The organism is Nitrosomonas sp. TNE100 (assembly GCF_055387135.1).
Genome location: NZ_AP040997.1, coordinates 2,191,207 through 2,206,434, shown reverse-complemented (window position 1 = coordinate 2,206,434; position 15,228 = coordinate 2,191,207). Strand labels below are relative to the sequence as shown.

The 15,228-nt window shown below is 50.6% G+C and carries 16 protein-coding genes, 1 pseudogene and 1 CRISPR repeat array; of the genes and pseudogenes, 6 read left to right on the top strand and 11 right to left on the bottom strand.

Annotated elements, in window-relative coordinates; translation table 11 throughout:
* Positions 1–9: 9 nt before the first annotated feature.
* From ACZ5EJ_RS10560 to ilvD, 5 genes and pseudogenes are all read right to left on the bottom strand, one after another.
* Positions 10–963, bottom strand: coding sequence for a YyaL domain-containing protein (locus tag ACZ5EJ_RS10560; protein WP_464557053.1), 954 nt, complete (start codon positions 961–963; stop codon positions 10–12).
* Between the two features lie 192 nt (positions 964–1,155).
* Entirely contained in the window at positions 1,156–1,386 is a 231-nt protein-coding gene (locus tag ACZ5EJ_RS10555; protein WP_256201594.1) for a hypothetical protein, read from the bottom strand.
* Positions 1,383–1,757, bottom strand: coding sequence for a DUF255 domain-containing protein (locus ACZ5EJ_RS10550; protein ID WP_464557052.1), 375 nt, complete (start codon positions 1,755–1,757; stop codon positions 1,383–1,385). Before ACZ5EJ_RS10550 ends, ACZ5EJ_RS10555 begins: the two co-directional genes overlap by 4 nt.
* A gap of 94 nt (positions 1,758–1,851) precedes the next feature.
* A pseudogene (locus ACZ5EJ_RS10545) lies at positions 1,852–1,964 on the bottom strand (DUF255 domain-containing protein); the annotation flags it as partial.
* Positions 1,965–2,102: 138 nt separating this feature from the next.
* On the bottom strand, positions 2,103–3,776 hold the full coding sequence (gene ilvD / locus ACZ5EJ_RS10540; RefSeq protein WP_011635247.1) for a dihydroxy-acid dehydratase: 1,674 nt from the start codon (positions 3,774–3,776) through the stop codon (positions 2,103–2,105).
* Positions 3,777–3,908: 132 nt separating this feature from the next.
* On the opposite strand from ilvD, the gene lgt reads away from it, so the two are divergent.
* From lgt to dapE, 4 genes are read left to right on the top strand one after another with little or no spacing between them, the layout of a single operon-like run.
* Positions 3,909–4,745: a prolipoprotein diacylglyceryl transferase gene (lgt, locus tag ACZ5EJ_RS10535; RefSeq protein ID WP_464557740.1), complete on the top strand. Its 837-nt coding sequence runs from the start codon at positions 3,909–3,911 to the stop codon at positions 4,743–4,745.
* 24 nt (positions 4,746–4,769) lie between these two features.
* Positions 4,770–5,915, top strand: a complete 1,146-nt coding sequence (locus tag ACZ5EJ_RS10530; RefSeq protein WP_464557050.1) for an MlaE family ABC transporter permease — start codon at positions 4,770–4,772, stop codon at positions 5,913–5,915.
* Entirely contained in the window at positions 5,915–6,697 is a 783-nt protein-coding gene (locus tag ACZ5EJ_RS10525; protein WP_011635244.1) for an ABC transporter ATP-binding protein, read from the top strand. Before ACZ5EJ_RS10530 ends, ACZ5EJ_RS10525 begins: the two co-directional genes overlap by 1 nt.
* A gap of 48 nt (positions 6,698–6,745) precedes the next feature.
* Entirely contained in the window at positions 6,746–7,882 is a 1,137-nt protein-coding gene (dapE, locus tag ACZ5EJ_RS10520; protein WP_464557049.1) for a succinyl-diaminopimelate desuccinylase, read from the top strand.
* 223 nt (positions 7,883–8,105) lie between these two features.
* Here the strand turns inward: dapE and ACZ5EJ_RS10515 are convergent, their stop codons facing one another.
* The gene (locus tag ACZ5EJ_RS10515) at positions 8,106–8,576 is read right to left on the bottom strand and encodes a hypothetical protein (protein WP_464557047.1); all 471 of its coding nucleotides are present in this window, start codon (positions 8,574–8,576) and stop codon (positions 8,106–8,108) included.
* Positions 8,577–8,763: 187 nt separating this feature from the next.
* Positions 8,764–9,402 (bottom strand): hypothetical protein, encoded by a 639-nt coding sequence (locus tag ACZ5EJ_RS10510; RefSeq protein ID WP_011635241.1) that lies wholly within the window; start codon positions 9,400–9,402, stop codon positions 8,764–8,766.
* 194 nt (positions 9,403–9,596) lie between these two features.
* On the opposite strand from ACZ5EJ_RS10510, the gene ACZ5EJ_RS10505 reads away from it, so the two are divergent.
* The gene (locus ACZ5EJ_RS10505) at positions 9,597–9,737 is read left to right on the top strand and encodes a hypothetical protein (RefSeq protein WP_160803436.1); all 141 of its coding nucleotides are present in this window, start codon (positions 9,597–9,599) and stop codon (positions 9,735–9,737) included.
* Between the two features lie 33 nt (positions 9,738–9,770).
* Positions 9,771–10,229: a CRISPR direct-repeat array (repeat unit 36 nt; unit sequence GTCTCAATCCCTTTGAAATCAGGGCATGGGTGTTTC).
* 249 nt (positions 10,230–10,478) lie between these two features.
* Here the strand turns inward: ACZ5EJ_RS10505 and ACZ5EJ_RS10500 are convergent.
* The 3 genes from ACZ5EJ_RS10500 to lhpI form a co-directional block, all read right to left on the bottom strand.
* Complete coding sequence (locus tag ACZ5EJ_RS10500; protein WP_464557046.1) at positions 10,479–10,622, bottom strand: hypothetical protein; 144 nt, start codon at positions 10,620–10,622, stop codon at positions 10,479–10,481.
* Positions 10,601–11,641, bottom strand: a complete 1,041-nt coding sequence (locus tag ACZ5EJ_RS10495) for an IS481 family transposase (protein ID WP_464557045.1) — start codon at positions 11,639–11,641, stop codon at positions 10,601–10,603. Before ACZ5EJ_RS10495 ends, ACZ5EJ_RS10500 begins: the two co-directional genes overlap by 22 nt.
* Positions 11,642–11,845: 204 nt before the next feature.
* A complete protein-coding gene (gene lhpI / locus ACZ5EJ_RS10490) occupies positions 11,846–12,787 on the bottom strand; it encodes a bifunctional Delta(1)-pyrroline-2-carboxylate/Delta(1)-piperideine-2-carboxylate reductase (RefSeq protein WP_083331391.1) in 942 nt (313 codons plus the stop codon).
* Positions 12,788–13,882: 1,095 nt separating this feature from the next.
* Here lhpI and ACZ5EJ_RS10485 point away from each other — a divergent pair.
* Positions 13,883–14,515, top strand: a complete 633-nt coding sequence (locus tag ACZ5EJ_RS10485; RefSeq protein ID WP_074456471.1) for a MarC family protein — start codon at positions 13,883–13,885, stop codon at positions 14,513–14,515.
* A gap of 48 nt (positions 14,516–14,563) precedes the next feature.
* Here ACZ5EJ_RS10485 and ACZ5EJ_RS10480 read toward each other — a convergent pair whose 3' ends face one another.
* On the bottom strand, positions 14,564–15,124 hold the full coding sequence (locus ACZ5EJ_RS10480; RefSeq protein WP_083331389.1) for a GNAT family N-acetyltransferase: 561 nt from the start codon (positions 15,122–15,124) through the stop codon (positions 14,564–14,566).
* Positions 15,125–15,228 lie beyond the last annotated feature (104 nt).

The window sequence follows — 15,228 nt, the reverse complement described above, 5'->3', positions numbered from 1 at the left end:
TATGAATGATTAAGGGAGTGCCATTCTACCGTGAACCCTGCAGACTTGCAGCAGTTCATTCAGTGAATGAATCTCCGGAAGACAACGCCTGCCCTCACATACTTGAGCGCTGATTTTTCCATCTGGGGCAGAGCGTTTTTTAAGACCATCGGGTAACCCGGAAAGTTCATGAGGCAATGCGATTGATATCATATTCAATGAACAGGGAACCAGTGCCTTAAGCCATGTCTGCAATTCTGCTTCATCTCCAGACAGGAGCACTGTCCGGGTTGGTTCCAGAAATTCCTCCAGCGCGACCAATATGCTGCAATGCGAACTGGCCTGGTGTGACAACACATCAGAGAAAATATCCAGTGTACGTTTGGCAGATTCGAGGTAGCGTGGCTCGCCCACTAGATAGCCCAGGTGCTGCAAGGCTATGCTAGCAATACCGTTTCCGGCCGGAATGGCGCCATCGTGACCGGTTTTAGGCCGGTGAATAAGCATCTCATGGTCATGACTGGTGAAAAAGAATCCACCGGATGTTTCATCTTCAAACCGGGTGAGCAGTGTATCTGCCAAGGTGATGGCAAAATCAAGATCTGCCTGTCGAAAGCGGGCTTGCAGCAGCATCAGCAGACTATCCAGCAGGAAGGCGTGATCATCCAGATAGGCATTCAGATGCGCTTTGCCATCCTTGAACGTTGCCAGCAGGCAGCTATCCTGCCATAGCCTGTCGTGGATGAAATCCATTGCCTGCACGGCTGAATCAATCCATTCCCCACGTTCAAAAATCTGTCCGGCGCGCGCCATGCCCTTGATCATCAGCGCATTCCAGCTGGTCAGTATTTTTTCATCACGTCCCGGCCGGATACGCTGCTCACGTTCGTTTAGTAACTTCTTGCGTGCGCTGTCAATGAGCTGTTGCGCAGCTTCCGAATGGATTTGATTATTTGCTGCAACTGCCTCGATTGATTGCACCACTTCAAGATGCCAATGCTGACCTTCGAAGTTGGGAGGGCGATCAAGGCCAAAGTAAGGGGCTGTCGCCGCATATTCTTCCCTGGTGAGAATCGCGGCAATCGCCTGCCGATCCCAGACGTAGAATTTGCCTTCTTCATGTTCAGAATCAGCATCCAGTGAGGCAAAACAGCCCCCACCTGCTGCTGTACTGGCTTACATTTCCCGCATGACCCAGGCTGCTGTTTCTTCAACAACCTGTTTGAAAAGCGGGTTGCCGGTTATCAACCAGGTTTCTGCATAGAGGGACAGCAGCAGCGCATTGTCATACAGCATTTTTTCAAAATGTGGAATCCGCCAGTAACGATCAGTGCTATAGCGGCAGAATCCTCCGCCCAGTTGGTCATATAAACTACCCTGCGCCATCTTTTCCAGAGTGTGGGTCACAACACATGCAGTGCCTGAGTATTGTTATCAGCGATATAACGCCGCAGGCAGAACTGCAATTCAGCCGGATGAAGGAACTTGGGCGCATCGCCAAATCTGCCATATATTTCATCAAACTGGCGATTCAACTGTTGCCATGCCTGGTCAATTGGTTGTCGGGAAAGTACGGAAGCATCGGTTTTGGGTGTGGGCAGTGATTGAGCAAGCAATTTCAGTAATACTGCATTCTGCTGTTCGATATCCGCTGTACGAGTGTGATAAGTCTCTGCCACTTTTGGCAGTAGTTGCAGGAATCCCGGCATACCGTGACGTGCTTCCTTTGGAAAATAAGTGCCACCGAAAAAAGGCTTTTGTTCGGGTGTCAGGAACATGGTCAGTGGCCAGCCGCCAGCCGCCGGAACGATGATTCAGCGCATAGTGTGCACTCTGGTAAATTTGGTCAATATCAGGGCGTTCTTCACGATCAACCTTGATATTGACGAAATGCGTGTTCATGGCGCAGCCACTTCAGCATCTTCAAATGATTCATGCGCCATCACATGATACCAGTGGCAGGCGGAATAGCCGATGGAAAGCAATATCAGCTTATTCTGTGTTTGTGCGATTTACAATGCCTCTTTCCCCCATGGATCAGTCCACAGGATTGTCTGCGTGCTGCAGCAAGTAAGGACTGGTTTCTCCGGCAAGGTGGTTAGGCATTGTTTTTTGTAGGGAGATTAATCAGTAACCGCACCACGACTGGCGGTTGATACCAGTTTGGCATATTTTGCCAGTACACCGCGTGTGTAGCGCGGCGCAGGCGGCTGCCAGGCAGCCCGGCGGCGTTCCAATTCTGTTTCTGAAACATTCAGTTGTAACAGGCGGCGATGCGCATCGATTGTGATTGAATCTCCTTCTTCCACCAGAGCGATCACTCCCCCGGCGTATGCTTCCGGTGCTACATGGCCTACGACCATGCCGTAGGTGCCGCCGGAAAAACGGCCATCGGTAATCAATCCGACCGAATCACCCAATCCTTCACCGATTAGCGCCGAAGTAGGGGAGAGCATTTCACGCATGCCGGGACCGCCGCGTGGCCCCTCGTAGCGAATAACGACAACATCACCCGGCTTGATTTTGCGATCGAGAATGGCAGTCATACAGGTTTCTTCGGATTCAAACACTCTGGCGGGCCCGGTAATATTGGGGTTTTTTACACCGGAAATCTTGGCCACCGCACCTTCCGGCGAAAGATTACCCTTCAGGATCGCCAGATGACCTTGTTCATACACCGGGTTGTCCCAGGTGCGGATGACGTTTTGATCCGCGCGCGGTTGTTCAGGAATATCTTTCAGTACTTCAGCGATAGTTTGTCCGCTGATGGTCAGACAGTCACCATGCAGCAGACCGTGCACGAGCAGCATTTTCATCACTTGTGGAATGCCGCCTGCTCTGTGCAGATCAGTGGCGACGTAGCGCCCGGAAGGTTTCAGGTCACACAACACCGGCACACGGGCACGAATCGCTTCGAAATCGTCAATATGAAAATCTACTTCTGCTGCGTGGGCGATGGCCAGCAGATGCAGCACAGCATTGGTCGAGCCGCCTACGGCCATGACTACCGTTACTGCATTTTCGAGTGACTTGCGGGTAATCAGGCTGCGCGGCAGAATCTGTTTTTTGATTGCTTCCACCAGCACCTCGGCAGAGCGGGTGGCGCTGATCCGCTTTTCCTCATCTTCCGCAGCCATAGTGGAGGAATGGGGCAGACTCATGCCCATCGCCTCAATCGCAGAGGACATGGTGTTGGCGGTGTACATGCCGCCGCACGAACCTGCGCCGGGACAGGCATGGCGTTCAACTTCCAGCAGTTCCTGATCATCAATCTTGTGTGCGCTATGTTGCCCAACCGCTTCAAACGCACTGACGATTGTCAGATCGCGACCCTGGTAGTGACCGGGCTTGATGGTGCCGCCATAGACAAAAATGGATGGCACGTTCAGTCTAGCCAGCGCGATTAGGGCACCAGGCATGTTTTTGTCACACCCGCCAATGGCAATGACGCCATCCATGCTTTCCGCCTGCACGCAGGTTTCAATGGAATCAGCGATTACCTCGCGTGATACCAGTGAGTATTTCATGCCTTCGGTGCCCATGGAGATACCATCCGATACCGTAATCGTGCCGAACATTTGCGGCATGGCACCGGCATTTTTCAATGCATGTTCCGCACATTTGGCAAGCGTATCCAGCCCCATGTTGCAAGGCGTGATGGTGGAAAAGCCGTTGGCAATGCCGACAATGGGCTTATCGAAATCTCCGTCACCGAATCCAACTGCACGTAACATGGCGCGATTGGGAGCACGTTTCGCACCTTTAGTGATGGCCTGGCTGCGTCGATTGTCTGGCATATTATTCCCTCATAGATAGATAGATAGATGTGATGAATATAGTTAGGCAAGGTAACGATTGCTGGGGGTGATTGCTGTGGTCAGCAGATGTTGCCGTATAATGCGTATTTTACCGTAAGTCAGGCTGCTGCCATGTTCGTTCATCCACAATTTGATCCGATTGCGATTTCCATAGGTCCGCTTGCTGTTCGCTGGTACGGGTTGATGTACCTGCTCGGGTTTTTCTTGTTCATTGTGCTCGGGCGCTATCGTATCCGGCATCAGCCCGGTTGTATCTTTACCCGGGAAATGCTGGATGATGCACTGTTTTTCGGCGTGCTGGGTGTCGTGCTAGGTGGTAGGCTGGGGCAGGTTTTATTTTATGAGCCAGGTTATTTTTTGCAGCATCCACTGGAGATTCTGGCGATCTGGCATGGTGGAATGTCTTTCCACGGCGGATTTCTCGGCGTTATTGTGGCTATGATATGGCTGGCACGCAAATACAAGCTGTCATGGTTATCAGTCACTGATTTTATCGCACCACTGGTTCCGCTTGGCCTGGGTGCAGGACGTATTGGTAATTTCATCAACGGGGAATTATGGGGACGACCTACGGATGTGCCCTGGGGGATGATTTTTCCGTATGTAGACAATCTGCCACGGCATCCGTCCCAACTATATGAATTTGCATTGGAGGGGTTGGCATTTTTCATTCTGATGTGGCTTTATTCAGCCAAACCAAGACCACTGGGTGCTATCTCCGGAATGTTTATGATTGGTTATGGCGTTTTTCGCTCATTCTGCGAATTCTTTCGCGAACCGGATGACGGTTTTCTCGGCGTCATGACCCTGGGGATTAGTATGGGTCAGTGGTTATCACTGCCGATGATTGCAGCCGGTGTCGCACTGGTGTTCTGGGCATACCGGCATGACCAAAAGCCGGAAAAGATTGCCCAGGATTCGCGGAACAAACGCAAAAACCGGAGCTAACAGTCAAAATGGATTGGGATAGTCATGCCCTCTGATTTGCCGGTTGACCACAATCCCCGGCATCAACTTATTACCACAGAAGCAGGTAATTCCTGTCTGCAGCTTACCGGTAGCTATACCCTCGTTTCGCTTAACCCATCATTACCCGCAGTTGCAAGGGAGCTGGCGCAGCTGGCCAGTCAACCTGGCCTGTACTGGGATCTGACGAATATCCACCAGCTTGATTACGCGGGCGCCGTGATGTTGTGGCAGATTTGGGGCGAGCAGCGTCCTGATCATCTGCTGCTGCGCCCCGAGCAAGAACAAATGTTTCAGCGCTTGGAAAAAGTGGTATCGCTGCCTGAACCGACACAGCGCAAATGGTTTTTGCCTGTCTCCCTGCTCGGGCAACAGCTCCTCCGTTTTTTTGATCACCTCGCTGGCATGATTAGCCTTTCTGGCCAGATTGTGCTGGATATCGTTTACCTGATGACCCATCCAAGCAGGATTCCTGTGCGGGAAATTTCTGCGAATTTGTATCGTACTGGCGCACAGGCACTTGGCATTACTGCCATCGTCGGATTTTTGATCGGTATTGTGCTGAGCTATCTTTCCTCTGAACAGCTACATATGCTTGGAGCGGATATCTACATTGTCAATATTCTCGGGATGAGTATCATCCGGGAGCTGGGTCCAATGCTGGCTGCCATCCTGGTTGCCGGGCGCTCCGGTTCCGCCATGACTGCACAGTTGGGGGTCATGCGTGTGACCGAAGAACTGGATGCACTGACGGTAATGGGTATTCCTCATAGCCTGCGACTAGTATTGTCCAAAATTATCGGTCTGAGTCTTGCTTTACCGCTGATCGTGCTCTGGACTAGCTCAGTTGCGCTGCTGGGCGGGCTTTTAGCGGCGGATCTGCAAGTGGGATTAAGTATTCGTTACGCGGTGACTACCTTGCCCGATGCGGTACCAATCGCTAATTTATGGTTAGGACTGGGCAAGGGAGTGGTCTGCGGCATGGTAATTGCCCTGATTGCCTGTCATTTCGGGCTGCGCATCAAACCGAATACCGAAAGCCTGGGAGAAGGCACTACCAATTCAGTGGTGACTTCGATTACTGCCGTGATCATCATTGATGCCATTTTTGCAGTGGCTTTTTCCAGTATCGGCATCAGGGTTGCAGGCTGATGACAACTGCTGAACCAGTTATCGAAATTGCCGGATTGACTACTCGCTTCGGCCAGAATGTCATTCATGAAAATATCAATCTGACTGTGCTCAAGGGAGAGGTGCTGGCACTGGTCGGTGGCTCTGGTAGCGGCAAAACCACTCTACTGCGCCAGATGCTTGGATTGATCACCCCCGCACAAGGCAGCGTCAAAGTATTCGGTGCGACGCACTATGATTGCGGCCATGAAAAAGAAAGGGAGCTGCGCACTCGCTCGGGTGTCTTATTTCAGCAGGGAGCGCTGTTTAGCGCTTTGACGGTCTTTGACAATATTGCTTTGCCCATGCGGGAGTTGCGTATATTGAGCGAAACCATGGTTCGCGATCTGGTCATGCTGAAGCTCGGTATGGTCGGGGTTGAGGCACAGCACGTTCACAAGATGCCGTCAGAATTATCAGGCGGAATGATCAAGCGGGTTGCCCTGGCGCGTGCATTGGCGCTGGATCCGGAGCTGTTATTTCTGGATGAACCAACTGCCGGCCTTGATCCCGCATTGAGTGAAAGTTTTGTTGAGCTGATACGCTCTTTGCGTGAAGAGCTGGCGCTGACGATTGTCATGGTCACACATGATCTGGATACACTGGTTGCAATTTCCGATCGAGTGGTTGTGCTGGCTAACCGGAGCATTGTCGCGCTGGGGCCGATACCGGATATTATTGCCAACGGGCGACATCCGTTTATTAAAGATTTTTTTGGAGGGGCACGCGGGCGTAATGCATTACGCATTTTTCAGCAACTCTGATTTTGCTGCCAAATTATTTCACTTAAATCTCAAACCAAGGAAACTCCCATGCCCAATAGTACCCTGACACTTGCCCAGATGCTGATTGCACGTCGTTCCCTGACGCCAGATGATGACGGTTGCCAGAAAGTTCTTGTTCACCGGCTGGCCGGACTGGGATTCAACAGTGAAGCCATGAACTTTGGTGAGGTGGAGAATCTCTGGACGAGAAAAGGTATTGACGGGCCGCTGGTATGTTTTGTCGGGCATACGGATGTTGTGCCGACTGGGCCGGTTGCGCAGTGGGATAGCGATCCTTTTACACCAACAGTCCGCGATGGCTTTCTCTATGGCCGTGGTGCAGCAGATATGAAGTCCTCTATCGCTGCTTTTGTTACTGCGATTGAGGAATTTGTTGAGTTGCACCCGGATCACAAGGGTTCGATTGCGTTGCTGATTACCTCGGATGAAGAAGGGCCGGCGGTGGAGGGGACAGTTAAAGTCGTGGAAACCCTTCAGGCACGCGGAGAGGTGATTGATTATTGTATCGTGGGCGAACCTACCTGTACAGACCGGCTAGGGGATACTATTAAAAATGGGCGGCGCGGCAGTCTGTCAGGCAATCTGACGGTTAAAGGTATCCAGGGACACATTGCCTATCCTCATCTGGCCAGAAATCCAATTCACACTGCTGCACCTGCCATTGCGGAGCTTGCCCAAACCGTATGGGATGATGGCAATGAATATTTCCCTGCCACCACCTGGCATATTTCCAATATCCGTGGCGGCACCGGCGCAACCAACGTTATTCCGGGAGAAGTCAATCTGCTGTTCAATTTCCGTTTTTCTACCGCCAGTACGGTTGAATCACTCAAGACGCGCGTGCATGAGATTCTGGATCGGCATGGACTGGAGTATGAACTGGTCTGGGAGCTTGCCGGCAAGCCTTACCTGACGCCCAAGGGAATACTGGCCGATGCACTCAGCGCTGCCATTCGCGAAGTAACAGGCGTTGGGCCGGAACTTTCCACCTCGGGCGGTACTTCCGATGGTCGTTTTATCGCTGATATCTGTTCGCAGGTGGTCGAATTCGGACCACGCAATGCAACTATTCATAAGATTAATGAATCCGTGGAAGTTGCGGATATCGAGCGACTATCTCGTATATACCGGTTGACGTTGGAGAAATTGTTACTGCAGGATTGACGGTATTGCTACGATCCTATTGTCTATTGTGGCTGTTTTTGCGAACACCAACAGGTACGGAGCAATCCAGTAGCAGTACTGGTAAAAAAGGCAGCCTGTTTGTTACTCCTTTCGAGTATTGGCTTTACAGACGGATGACAGTATCGCGTTCCTTGTGAAGGAATCGCTCATTCATTGCTTTTGAGTACCGTCTGTAAAACACAATATAACTATGTGGGATCAATCAGGCTGCATGCTTGGTTGGCTTTTTCCCGTGTAGCAGCTCAATCAGTTTCTCGCTTAACTGAAATTTGGCCGACTTTTTGTCAGCTTCCCCTATCTGGCTAATCAATCCGTGCGAGGTCAGCGCATCAAGCAGTGGCAGTAAATCGTTGTGATCATCAATAAAGTAGGCAAGGCAGGGTCCTTTACGATGGAATCCCCAGCGGTTCCAGTCCCACCAGTTTTTCTTTAACACATAAAATTCCCGATGAAACTTGAAATCCGGATTGTCCAAATCCTGTTTCATCTCGTTCAACAAGTGCTCATGTGCTTGCCATAATTGATCAAACAGATTCTGGATATCGCTTGTGATAATCACCCCTGTCGCTGCATCGGATGACTTTTGCAGGCCAGGTTTTAACAGAAAGGCGCTTATCAGATAAGTTGCGACAACACCCAGCAAAAATCCTGCCACCAGACTTAAAACGTCCATTTATCCCTCCATTGATATAGTTTGATCGCTAATTTTTATCAAGCAGTATAACAAGTAACGCAAAAATTCAGACGGGTGATGTTCGCAGTCGAGCTACTGCGACGGCATTTCAATTTCCTTGAGAAGCGCCTGAGTGTTTTTTGAGCGAACGCTGACATGATAAAGATTTGATAACTCGCAGGATCAATTAATTTACAACCCAGGTATTCACTTGTACCAGGTTGGCATCGCCGGCGTGCTCAATCAGCATTTGGCGCACCCGTTCCTGCCATAACTCGCCAAAGTACTGCAATTCGGCAGAGCTGGCCTGTCCACTGACCGCCTTCGGAAGCAACTGGCGCATCTCGTTCGGCCAAGGTACGACGGAAGCATCGAGCACCACCTGTACTGCTGCGCCCGTATCCTTGCGGCGCAGGCCGATTTCACCCTGTAAGGGCTGATCGAAATGCAGTAGATTATTACGCCCGAAACGCCCACCAATACCATGAAAGCCGGTTTCTGGTGCTGCACCGGTAACAAGTTGCACCACAGTAGCCACGACGCCGGTAGTGCCAGCATCGCGTGCATCAGCCATGTAGACTTCAATTTCACCGCGTACCGGCAATTCATTCCCGTACAGCGCACGCAGACCATGTAGCGTCATCAACCAGGTGCCAGCTACTGTCGGGCAGGAATGCCCTGCCAACCGTACCGCATCGGCATACCGGTATTCCATGATCCCGTCACGTGCTGTGCCGAGAAACTGTGCCAGCGGATCGCGTAGGGTTACAGCCGGCGCATCAGCAAAGAAATCCGGAAACCTTTCTTTATATATTGCTTTATCCATTACGAAAACTCCTTGTCCAAGATAACAGTCTTTTCTGCAAAAAGACTTCTGCGTAATTCTGTAATTTTACAGTTGTGCAGGGGGGTTATGGGGAATGAACCGTGCGAAGCCAAGCATACAGCGTCTTGTCTTGGTGAGCTGACGTGCCATTGTGAGCAAACCAGCCTTTAACTGCGACTGCGCCCACAAGCATAATGCAGCGGAAAGCAGGTAGTGGCCAGGCTGACGTAGCAACCCAGTTCACTGCCCTTGCTTTTGCACACACCCAAGGAGTGAAGCAATCCAGTGAAGTGGTAGCGGTGGTAGTGGATCACCATAGCCTGACGGCTTCGTGATGACGAGGAAAACAAATACCGGCTTGTATGCCAATCTCAATCCCTTTGAAATCAGGGCATGGGTGTTTCGGTGGACGAGGGCCATCTATTGTTTGGTGATATCGTCTCAATCCCTTTGAAATCAGGGCATGGGTGTTTCTCGTTTTTAGCAGCAGATTGATAAAAATATTTATGTCTCAATCCCTTTGAAATCAGGGCATGGGTGTTTCCGGCGACATTCATATCACGATTAAAGACAGTAGAGGTCTCAATCCCTTTGAAATCAGGGCATGGGTGTTTCAGGAATACAGGGGTTCTAACGAAGAATATGCAGAGGTCTCAATCCCTTTGAAATCAGGGCATGGGTGTTTCGAAGGGCACCGGAGAGTTTTCATCTCAACAGTCTAGTCTCAATCCCTTTGAAATCAGGGCATGGGTGTTTCCAATGTTGTGTTGGAACATCACTAGAAATGGCTGGTCTCAATCCCTTTGAAATCAGGGCATGGGTGTTTCTGACTACTGTCATTTTTCTCTTTACAATCAATACCTTGAAAAGGGTGTAGAGGAAAAATGGTAAGAAGCTGCAAGATGTCTCCTGTCAGTTGGTTATTTGTTCCATTAATACAATAATCGGTAAAGTTTAAATATCTGAGGTTGGTTTATTTTCTGATATTTTGAACGATCCCGCCATGTTTACAAGAGCGAACTGTAACTGATCTGGCTTTCTTTTCAGACGATTGATCGCTTCAGAAAAGCTGTACGCTACCACGCAGTGGGCAATCCACTCCATTGGATGCCTTCTGGCAAGGCGGGTTGACCGATGCGAGCCTTCAGCCCACGACTCGGCAACGGATAAACACGCAAATCATCCACTTTTTCATCAATCAGTTCGATCGCCCCCTGCATGCAGTGTTCAAGCTGGCGATCATCTCCGCTAAACAAAAATACAGAATATTGCAACGGTACGTGTTTAGTCCCACGGTGTGCTGGAATGGGTCAAAGATAAAACGATCTGGCTCATTTTTCCAGATTTTGCAGATGTATTCATAGGGTGTTAGGCCTTTGAGAGCTTTTAGTCTTTTGGCGAAGTTATAAGCCATCACAAAGCGATGGAGATGGGCCTTCAACTGATCGTGTGAGTCGTAATAATACCGTTTTACAGTCGCATCCTTGATGGTTCGATTCATGCGTTCAACCTGACCATTGGTCCAGGGATGGTTGGGTTTGGTGAGACGGTGCTCGATGCCGTTGATCTGACAACACCTATCGAACATATGCGTTACATACTGAGCCGTTGGCCCATTCCGATAACGCGCCGGGAACGTAAACTGGATACCGTTATCAGTCAGGATTGTATGGATCTTGTAGGGAACAGTCTCGATCACGGCCTTCAAGAAGGCGGTTGCCGTGTTGCGGTTGGCTTTGTTCTGGAGTTGAACAAAAACGAACTTTGATGTCCGGTCAATGGCTACAAAAAGATAGAGTTTACCTTCCTTCGTACGAACTTCGGCAATATCAATATGGAAGTAGCCAATTGGATAGGCATTAAACTTTTTCTTTGGCTTGTCACCATCAACCTCCGGCAACCGACTGATGCCATGCCGTTGAAAGCAGCGATGCAGGCTTGAGCGGGTTAAATGCGGAATGCTTGGTTGCAAGGCATATAGACAATCATCCAGCGGTAGAAGCGTATGTTTGCGAAACGCCACAACAGCGGCTTCTTCTTCCAGACTTAAAACAGTCGAGTGCGACTCTTTGGGGCCCATCGGTGCATCGTGGGTGAATTCCCGCTTCCGCCACTTCGCTACCGTTTTTGGATTAATCCCATGCCGCTTGGCCAGAACATTCAGACTCTCTTGACTATTTTGTATCGCTCGACGTACCGCCGCTGTCGTGCGGGCGCTTCCGTGTAATATCTGTCCCATAAATCATCCCTCCGTAGCTGGTTATATGTTACACCAGCACACCGTGGGACTAAACACTTAAAACCTGTTCAATATCTCACTTGAAGAGTGCATTACGGTATTGAAATTGAACTCAAAATGCTTACATACTCCAAGTATGCTCCGTTTTATCGTTCAATTTTGCCTAGTGCACCCCTTGATCGAGATCTTGAACAGGCTCTTGGTCTAAATGGCTTGCAGTGCCACACGCGCGGCCGCGAGATCCCAGGCGCCAGTGCCAACGCTCTTGAAAACCCTGGGGCGGGATTCGTCGAGCTGGTTTTGAAGGGCGTGAGCCAGCGAGCGCACGCAAGACCAGTCGATATCAGCTTGAATGAGATCGCCAGCCTCATGACGCGCACTGACCAGATCATCAACGAAGATAGCGCTACCATTAAGTGTGATCTTGCCAAGTTCGGCCATCTCCGGTGTGAAAGCACCTACGCCGACCACCAGGCGATCACGTAAGGCGGTTTCGTTATAGACAGCTTGTGTGCTTGTCGTGACAGTAATGACGACATTTACATTATCGGAAATCGAATGCTCTGCGGGAACAAGCTTGCTATGGAGGGGCTGATACTGGTCACAGAAAGCTGCCGAAGCAGTTTCACTGCGCCCACGTACCCATATTTTTGATTGTGGATACAATGCGTAGAGCGCCTGAACGTGGTGGCGTGCTTGTACACCTGTTCCAATCAGCAGGATTTCATGAGGCGCTTGCTTCAGGAAGGTACGGATTGCAAGCATTGTGACAGCGGCCGTTCTCCGTCCAGTCACCTCCGGGCCGTCAAGCAGGCAGATGGGTTTGCCGGTTTCCGTATCGCACACAGTTACCGTGCCGTGGATGGTGGGCAGTTGCCGCTCCTTGTTTGCGGGTTGTACAGTCACGAGTTTGTGAATCCCGATATCATGCGCGGTGGCCGGCATGCTCAGCATTGCGCCACCAATCCCAAAGGGCACGACCATGCGCTCCGGGCTCTGAATCTGGCCGGCATCGTACTCAAGAGCGGCGGTGGCAATGGCATCCACCAGTTTGCTGAAATCCAGGGATTTGGCTGTGCGCTCCCTGGACAATACAATAAGTTCTTCTGTAGCGGGGAATGTGGAGGCAATGCTGGGAGGATTCATGGTTTTTCCCTGAGATTAGAGTTTTTCGTGCTGAAGCAGGTAATTGGCAGGCTGGGTCAACTCACGATCAGAAAAATACTGCAGCAGATAAATTATCTCCGATAATCAGAGTTGTGTTGGCTTCACAGGCCAGTAATGTTCGTAAGAGGTTGTCACTTGTCCAGTGCCGTAGCAATAAAAATACCTGTACTATCCATTTTAGTGGGTAATAAGCCAGTAAGCAGCATATTCGTATCGCTGATATAAAAGGATGTTGCTGGCGGTTGCGCCGGGCACTTTGTGCTGGCACTCGGATTTGGCCGGCGCACCGAGGGGGCCGCACTGCGCGTTTGCTCAAGCGGATGTTCAATATTGATTGAGGATTGCCCGCATTGCGGGGGGGACCCTGAAAATCATCGCCGCCACCTGGAATCTGGCGCAATCACTAAAATTCTTGACCATCCTGGCTTGTCCCCCCGAGCGCCGCCTAGAGTACCTGCGCAGATCTTTAATCCGTTCGAGCCAACCTGATCCTGTGCTCGTTCCTATCAGTTCTCTTCATCACTGGGCTGACCTTGACCTTTGGGTGTCTTTCACGCAGATAGCGAAAAAGAGCCTCAAACCAACACTTTTTGCTGCTGATCAACAATAAATTTAAGAATTTCGGGTGGCTTCCCGGTCAGGTTGACGACCAAACCGTTTCCCAGTACATTCGGCTTTTATGAAAAAGGGCGTTTGTTTTTCCCATACCCTTAACGCTGTCATCCGGTTCGGTTAGTCTTACCGACTATCGAATGTCCTTTTGAGGCGGCTGCCGCGATACCCTGTGGTTCCCATCGTGATGATGGGCCGATTAGCGGTTGACCAATTCTATCAAGGCATCGGGCTTGCGCGATCTCTTTTGGCCGACGCAGTTTACAAGGTTCGGCAACTCGATATCAGTGTGTTTGCATTGGTTGTAGTTGCAAAGGATGACGAGTTCGATGCGTCTACCGGCACCATGGCTTTGTGAAGCTGGAAAGCAGGGATGGCAACAACCGAACGCTTGTGCTCCCCTTCGCTGACACGTAGTCCCCCGAAAACTGCTGCAACGATTCTATTAGAATGATCAACCCAATGGACCAGTACATACAGGCGATTGTCGCATTGCTTGCGATTGCCAACCCACTTTCTGCAGTTCCTGTGTTCCTGCAAGCGGTCGATGGTCTCGACAGGACGCAGCGACGGAAATCCGCTTTGCTAGCGGCGATTTCTGTTTTCACCATCCTGTTCGCCGCCGCCGTCGCGGGGAACTGGATGCTAGACATTTTCGGTATTTCCATCTCCGCGTTTCGTTGTGGTGGCGGATTGGTGATCCTGCTGATGGGGCTGACGATGCTGCAAGGCCGTACTTCGAGTGTCCAGCAGGAGTCACTCACTCACAACGAACGTCGAAGCAAGATTTTTGTGCCCATCGCCATGCCGCTCGTTGCCGGACCCGGAGCGATCACCACCGTGATCACCATTGCGCTTGCCGAGCCCTATTGGAAGAACCTGTCTGTCGCTTTGACGGCGATCGTGGTCTTGACGATGGTGCTCTGGGTCGTGCTCTTGTTGTCGCAAGGCGTCCAAGGACTGCTTAGCCCTCTTGGTCAGAAGATATTACTGCGCTTTTTTGGTTTGATCCTGGTGGCCATCGGTGTACAGTTCATCCTGGCAGGTGCGTATGAGTTTTTCGCCGATGCGATAGCTCAGCAAGCACTTCGATAGCAAGATTACTCTCAATAGCTTGACCTAAGCGGCAGTTCCGCTGCGTGTTTAGGTTGAGCGAATCATCACCCAGCTGGGAATACCTAAAATAGTGGGTGTGGCCAGGGTCTTAAAGCCAAAGCGCTGATAGAGGTCCACATTGCTTTGTTTGTCGGTTTCTAAATATAGATGCTCCTTTGCCGCACATTGGTTGATGGTGAACTCAATCATTTGTGTGCCAACACCTTTGTATTGCCATTGAGGTGCGATCGCTAAAGGACCTAAGTGCCAATGGGGTTGTTTTGGATCAATACGAGCCCAAGTGCCTAACCAAATGGCTAAGCGTAAGCTGCCGAGGAGGCTGTTGGCACTGATCATTCTTGGCAGTAACTGTATCAAGTCCCTAAATGTTGGTTGGCAAGTATTGGGTGGCAGCATGCCTAATACACCAATGAGGTTGCCATCAATAAAAGCGCCGTACAGATCACCTTTACGCTTTACATAGGCCAGCAGGGCGGGAAACATACGCCTGAGTCGACGTTGACGTAAGTCTGGGTTGGCACCGAACACCTTGATGTGCAAAGGGTTTTCATTCATCGCAGCTGCACAGATGGCAGCTGCTGTTGTCATGTCATTTACGCTCAGTGGTAGAATGTTACAGTTGTGTTTGTGCATGGTAGGGGTTCCCCATAAGCTGCAAGGTTTTCACGTCGTCAAGGGTCAGCCCAATAAGC

Coding starts and splice junctions, on each gene's coding strand:
- ACZ5EJ_RS10550 (WP_464557052.1), bottom strand. CDS start 1,757: ATGTTCCTGACACCCGAACAAAAGCCTTTTTTCGGTGGCACTTATTTT.
- ilvD (WP_011635247.1), bottom strand. CDS start 3,776: ATGCCAGACAATCGACGCAGCCAGGCCATCACTAAAGGTGCGAAACGT.
- lgt (WP_464557740.1), top strand. CDS start 3,909: ATGTTCGTTCATCCACAATTTGATCCGATTGCGATTTCCATAGGTCCG.
- ACZ5EJ_RS10530 (WP_464557050.1), top strand. CDS start 4,770: ATGCCCTCTGATTTGCCGGTTGACCACAATCCCCGGCATCAACTTATT.
- ACZ5EJ_RS10525 (WP_011635244.1), top strand. CDS start 5,915: ATGACAACTGCTGAACCAGTTATCGAAATTGCCGGATTGACTACTCGC.
- dapE (WP_464557049.1), top strand. CDS start 6,746: ATGCCCAATAGTACCCTGACACTTGCCCAGATGCTGATTGCACGTCGT.
- ACZ5EJ_RS10515 (WP_464557047.1), bottom strand. CDS start 8,576: ATGGACGTTTTAAGTCTGGTGGCAGGATTTTTGCTGGGTGTTGTCGCA.
- ACZ5EJ_RS10510 (WP_011635241.1), bottom strand. CDS start 9,402: ATGGATAAAGCAATATATAAAGAAAGGTTTCCGGATTTCTTTGCTGAT.
- ACZ5EJ_RS10505 (WP_160803436.1), top strand. CDS start 9,597: ATGCAGCGGAAAGCAGGTAGTGGCCAGGCTGACGTAGCAACCCAGTTC.
- ACZ5EJ_RS10500 (WP_464557046.1), bottom strand. CDS start 10,622: ATGCAGGGGGCGATCGAACTGATTGATGAAAAAGTGGATGATTTGCGT.
- ACZ5EJ_RS10495 (WP_464557045.1), bottom strand. CDS start 11,641: ATGGGACAGATATTACACGGAAGCGCCCGCACGACAGCGGCGGTACGT.
- lhpI (WP_083331391.1), bottom strand. CDS start 12,787: ATGAATCCTCCCAGCATTGCCTCCACATTCCCCGCTACAGAAGAACTT.
- ACZ5EJ_RS10485 (WP_074456471.1), top strand. CDS start 13,883: ATGGACCAGTACATACAGGCGATTGTCGCATTGCTTGCGATTGCCAAC.
- ACZ5EJ_RS10480 (WP_083331389.1), bottom strand. CDS start 15,124: ATGACAACAGCAGCTGCCATCTGTGCAGCTGCGATGAATGAAAACCCT.